This window comes from Gemella haemolysans (genome assembly GCF_001553035.1).
GTDB lineage: Bacteria > Bacillota > Bacilli > Staphylococcales > Gemellaceae > Gemella > Gemella haemolysans_B.
On the sequence record NZ_KQ959992.1, the window covers coordinates 1 to 343 of the forward strand.

General features: G+C 38.2%; 1 pseudogene. It reads left to right on the forward strand.

From position 1 onward, the window contains the following. Positions 1 to 343 (forward strand): annotated as a pseudogene (locus tag HMPREF3186_RS09255) (hypothetical protein); the annotation flags it as partial.

Consider the following 343-nt stretch of genomic DNA (forward strand, 5'->3'; position numbering starts at 1 on the left):
TCCGAAAACAGGAGAAGTCACAGAAAAAGTAGAAAAACCAGAAGTTAAAGAAGCAATAGAGACAGTAGTAAAAGTAGCCGCGAAAGATAAAGTGGAAGTTACAGAAATACCAAGTCCGGTAAGATACGAAAAAGATAGTACGAGTGATGTAGGGCAAGATAATATTACAGTGCTTGGACAAAAAGGAACAAGAAAAGTAACAACAACGTACGAAGTAAATCCGAAAACAGGAGAAGTCACACAACGAGTAGGAACTCCAGAAGTAAAAGAAGTAACGGAGACAGTAGTAAAAGTAGCTGCGAAGGATAAGATAGAAGTTACAGAAATACCAAGTCCGGTAAGA